Here is a 4,878-nt window from a genome sequence, read left to right on the forward strand (position 1 = left end):
GGGGTGTGGGGTTTTATCGATTTTCAGCTGGTCAACTACCTAATTTTCAGGGAAAAAGTACCTGAATTTTCCCCCCGATCCCCGCAATGGCTGGCACTTTTTGAGGGGAAAAAAGTCCAAAAGTCTTATCCAACAAGGTTTTTAGATTTATTCAGCAGACCCTAAGTAGCAGCCTTATGCTGTCTTTTCACTGTTTACTGATTACTGATTACTGATCCCTGATTACTGATCCCTGAAAATTGTTAAGAAGCTTGACTGCGTAATACCTTTAGGGTATTCAGGAGCTTGCTTTCTTCTTTTTCCTCAAAAATAGTTAAATCTTCGGGTTTACAACGTTTTATATGCAATTTAATCCCCTGCGCTCCTTCTGTTTTCAAATCTTCTTCGTAACCAGCTTGAGCGACTTCAGCCTCGTCTTTAGCGAGAAAAGGACCGAAATAATAAGTACATCTGGGATAGTCGGTTTTAATCTCGACCCAGTAGGCTAATCCGAACATTTCCAGTAAGCTAATCAAAAATTCTTTCATCTCGTTCCCCGTCTCAATCTACTCTGGTGGTTTTGTTACGTTCGTTTACATTTCGCAAACTTCCTTCCTATTTTATTTATACTTTCTCCTTTTGGCTATTGGGAGTGTCGAAAAATACAGATTTTCAGTCGGGGGAATTTTGCCAGCGTTGACGGTAAACTTCATAAAGAGCCATAGCCGCCGCCACCGAAGCATTGAGACTGGGGGTTTTGCCTGCCAAGGGGATAGATACCAACTCATCGCAGGACTTTTGGGTCAACAGACTCAAACCCTCTCCCTCCGAACCTAGCACCAATCCTATCGCACCCGTTAAATTAATTGTGTGTAAGGATTTACCACTTTTTGCCGCCGCGCCGTAGAGCCAAAAACCCGCCGCTTTTAATTCTTCTAAAGCACGATTGAGATTAACCACCCTGGCCACAGGTAAATATTCCAAGGCCCCCGCCGCCACTTTCATCACCGTCGATGTCACCCCGGCGGCGCGACGTTGGGGAATAACTACCCCCTGACAACCCATGGCTTCGGCGGTGCGAATAATTGCCCCAAGGTTATGGGGATCCGTAATACCTTCAGCGATGACGATGACGGGGTGGCGACTTCTGCCCTTAGCTTTCTCGATCAGATCGGCTAATTCGATATACTCATAGGGAGACATCTGGGCGGCAATCCCCTGATGATTGGCCTTACTGGTAATCTGATCGAGACGCAAATCGTCCACCTCATCAATTACCGTGCCGTTGGCTTTGGCTTTTTCTAAGAGGGTATGATAACGGGGATCGTAACGGAGTCGATTGACTACCCAAATCCGATTAAGTTGGCGCTCCTCCTCCATGGCCGTTAAAACCACCCGGCGACCGTAGAGCAGATCATCAGCTTCTTGGTTTTCTGGAGTTACTGCCGGGGATTTAGCCAGAATTGGCCCGGTTTTCGGCCGCGAGGGCCGGCGAAAATTACTATTATCGGACTTGCCACGAAATGGTCGATCGCTCATGATTGGATGGATTAAGAGTAAAGTCGGGAATCGTCCCTGAGGGCTATAATTCTAGTTTTTCTAATAGTTGATGTAATCTTGAGGGGTCTTGCAGATAAAGATAGCCGAACAGGGTTTCTAAACTGCTGGCCTGCTGATAGACTTGGGCTGTCAGACGACGGCGTTTTCCCGTGACCGCATTGCGTCCCCGGCGCAGAATTTCTTTTTCTTTGTCCGTCAGATAGGGCTGCAGTTGTGCTAAATCTAAAGCCTGTTGTTCGGCCCTGACTTTGCCCACCACCTGAGCGTGATAGTCTCCCAGACGCTGGGGCGGCAGTAAATAATAGGTGCGGATGTATAATTCATAAACAGCATCCCCTAGATAGGCCAGAGAAGCGGGCGATAATCGGTCAAGACCCTCTAGGATTGGTGAACCCTGGCCACTGACCTGTAAGCGAAGTTTTTCGAGAGGAGATTCCACGATTTACGCTTTTTCCAGATATTCGATCGCCGCTTCTAGGGTGGGTTGCAGGGAAAAAAACTTCTCCAATCGCACCAGTTTTACAGTTTGAGTTACCCGGGGATTGGTAACAATTTGTAAACTGCCCCCTTCGGTTTTGGCCTTTTTCACCAATTTTACTAAAGCCCCTAAACCGGAGCTATCGATAAAATCAATCTGAGCGAGGCTAATAATCACATCCTTGGGACCTTGCTCCACATAGCCTTCGATCACCTTACAAAAAGTCGGTTCGGAAAAGGCATCTAAAAGACCCGTCAAACGGAAAATTTGGTACTTATCTCTGACCTCACGCGTGCCTCGCAAGCTGACGGTCAAGTTAATTGCTTCCGGAATAATCCCCTCCTAGCTCTAGAGCCGTAAAAATCAAAACCCTAGTATATCCTAAAAATTTACGACCGATCCTTTTTTGCTTGCCGCATTAAATCGACAAATTTGGCAAACAGATAATCGGCATCGTGGGGGCCGGGACTGGCTTCGGGGTGGTATTGTACCGAGAAAAAGGGCAGAGACTTGTGTTTTAAACCCGCTACGGTGCGATCATTGAGGTTGAGATGGGTAATCTCCACTTGCGGATTTAAAGATGCCTCCTGCACCGCAAAACCGTGATTCTGACTGGTAATTTCCACCTGTTGCCGCAGTCCACAGGGTTGATTTAACCCGCGATGACCAAATTTCAGTTTAAAGGTTTCTGCTCCTAGGGATAGCCCCAAAATTTGATGACCCATACAGATGCCAAAAGTGGGTTTTTCCCCTTGTAAAAGTTGCTTGGCTAGGGCAATACCTTCGGTGACAGCCGCCGGATCTCCCGGTCCGTTAGAAAAGAAAATACCATCGGGATTATAGGCGGCGATTTTTTCCGGGGGAGTGTCAGCGGGAACCACGATCACCCGACAACCGTAGCTGGCTAAACGCCGGAGAATATTGCGTTTGATGCCAAAATCGATCGCCACCACCGTTAACGGTTCTTGATCACTATCAATTGGTGCAAATTCCCAGGGGGAGGGGGTGGGAGTCGTCCATTCATACACTTCCTTGGTGGTAACTTCTTTAACGAGATTTAACCCCGCCATACTGGGGGCCGCCTGCACCAGCCGCAGTAAATCGTGATAATCGAGTATTTCCGTAGAAATTGCCCCATTCATCGCCCCAACCGAGCGAATTTTGCGGGTCAGAGACCGGGTATCGATGCCATAGATGCCAATAACATGATGATCGGCCAGATAATCCGGTAGGGATTGGCTAGAACGCCAATTACTGGGCCGGTGGCAGATATTTTTGGCGATCGCTCCTTTCACCTGGGGACGAATTGACTCCTCATCCTCGGGGTTAACCCCCGTATTTCCCAATTCCGGATAGGTAAAAGTGACGATTTGACCGGCATAACTGGGATCGGTGAGGACTTCCTGATAACCAGTCATCCCCGTGTTAAAGACAACTTCGCCGACGGTGGTTCCCTTGGAGCCGAAGGAATAACCCTCGTAAACCGTACCATCGGCCAGAACTAATAAGGCTTTTTGACTAGCAGCACTTGATATCATCGTCAATTTTTTAATCTTGAGTAGTGGTGAGAAACAGAAGTCAAGGATAGACTAGAACAGGGACTAGAAAACGAATTGCTTAGTTTTAATTGGCTAGAGCGTTTTATGATTAAGAGTACATCCGCTCAAGGACAACAGTTTCCCCTGACTAGCCATCGGCAAGATCCTATCGCTTAAAAAATAACTATATAAGTAATATGAGTGCAAGAAAACTGACTGATGCCACGAAAAAAGAAATTCTTAAGCTTTATCGGGAAACGGAGGCCACCACTTCCACCTTAGCCGAGCGTTATGGCGTGAGTAGTTCTACGGTCAGTCGTTTTCTCAAAAATTCTTTTTCTAGCGAGGAATACGAGCAATTAATCCAGAAAAAACGCTTGGCCCGCAATCCTCGTGGCCTTGAGGAAGAGGGAGCCGCAGCGGATTTATCGGAAAAAGCGATCGAGGTGATTAGTTTGCGGGCAGCCCACATCGCAGCTAAGGATGAGCAGGCTTTTCAGCAACCGATCGCTTCTGTGGAACAATTAACCCTGTTAATGGATACCTCTTACCCGCCAGAAGCAGATAATTCGGAATATATAGAAATTAATGGCGATAAACCCCCAGAAAAATCTAATTTAACCGAGTTTTTCGTCGAAGCTATCGAGGAAGAGGAGGAGGAAGATGAGCTTGACGAGGATTGGGATGAAGATGAAGATGAAGATGAAGATGAAGATGAAGATGAGGAGGAGGAGGAACTAGCGGGGAGCTATTTAGGCCCGACTATCGTTAAAACAGCCCAATTACAGATATTACCCCTATCGGCGGCGGCTTTTCCCAAAACCTGTTACTTGGTCATCGATCGTGCTGCCGAATTAATCACCCGTCCCCTCAAGGATTTTGCCGAATTGGGTAAGGTTCCCCCTCAGGAAATCCAGCAGCGCACTCTCCCCATCTTTGAAAGTCATCGCATCGCTCGTCGTTTCTCCAAGCGCAAGGAAAAAGTGATTAAAGTTCCCGACGGTCGCTTGATCGAAAAAGCTCACGCTCAACTGGAAGCGAAAGGGATCACCCGTCTGCTCATGGATGGTCGTATCTACGCTTTAGAGTAGGGAATTAGGGTATAGGAGACTTTTCAGTCTCCTCCGAACCCTTTGCTGAGGGTGGGGACTCGCACAGGTTCGTTGAGAGAATTCAGCTTAGTTGACATCCTCGCCGCACTTTTAGGGCGGCGATTCCTAAACCTCACGATTTAAGTTTCTGCTTCCACCACCGTCGCATACCACAGTTAAAAAACCATGTACTGTCTTACACAGAGTCCACAGACTTTCGCCCCATTTCAGA

At 47.4% G+C, this 4,878-nt stretch carries 6 protein-coding genes; 1 reads left to right on the forward strand and 5 read right to left on the reverse strand.

The window, feature by feature from the left end:
- Positions 1 to 242: 242 nt before the first annotated feature.
- From PX636_RS05545 to carA, 5 genes are all read right to left on the reverse strand, one after another.
- Positions 243 to 527: a DUF1816 domain-containing protein gene (locus tag PX636_RS05545; RefSeq protein ID WP_002798951.1), complete on the reverse strand. Its 285-nt coding sequence runs from the start codon at positions 525 to 527 to the stop codon at positions 243 to 245.
- 124 nt (positions 528 to 651) lie between these two features.
- Complete coding sequence (rlmB, locus tag PX636_RS05550) at positions 652 to 1,518, reverse strand: 23S rRNA (guanosine(2251)-2'-O)-methyltransferase RlmB (protein WP_288116439.1); 867 nt, start codon at positions 1,516 to 1,518, stop codon at positions 652 to 654.
- A gap of 43 nt (positions 1,519 to 1,561) precedes the next feature.
- Positions 1,562 to 1,978, reverse strand: coding sequence for a Mini-ribonuclease 3 (locus PX636_RS05555; RefSeq protein WP_002798953.1), 417 nt, complete (start codon positions 1,976 to 1,978; stop codon positions 1,562 to 1,564).
- A 3-nt stretch (positions 1,979 to 1,981) separates the two neighbouring features.
- A complete protein-coding gene (locus PX636_RS05560) occupies positions 1,982 to 2,332 on the reverse strand; it encodes an STAS domain-containing protein (RefSeq protein ID WP_002768853.1) in 351 nt (116 codons plus the stop codon).
- Positions 2,333 to 2,406: 74 nt separating this feature from the next.
- Complete coding sequence (gene carA / locus PX636_RS05565) at positions 2,407 to 3,555, reverse strand: glutamine-hydrolyzing carbamoyl-phosphate synthase small subunit (RefSeq protein WP_288116440.1); 1,149 nt, start codon at positions 3,553 to 3,555, stop codon at positions 2,407 to 2,409.
- A 197-nt stretch (positions 3,556 to 3,752) separates the two neighbouring features.
- On the opposite strand from carA, the gene PX636_RS05570 reads away from it, so the two are divergent.
- Positions 3,753 to 4,646, forward strand: coding sequence for a helix-turn-helix domain-containing protein (locus tag PX636_RS05570; RefSeq protein WP_288116441.1), 894 nt, complete (start codon positions 3,753 to 3,755; stop codon positions 4,644 to 4,646).
- Positions 4,647 to 4,878 lie beyond the last annotated feature (232 nt).

The organism is Microcystis sp. M53598_WE2, assembly GCF_030067735.1.
Lineage (GTDB): Bacteria > Cyanobacteriota > Cyanobacteriia > Cyanobacteriales > Microcystaceae > Microcystis > Microcystis aeruginosa.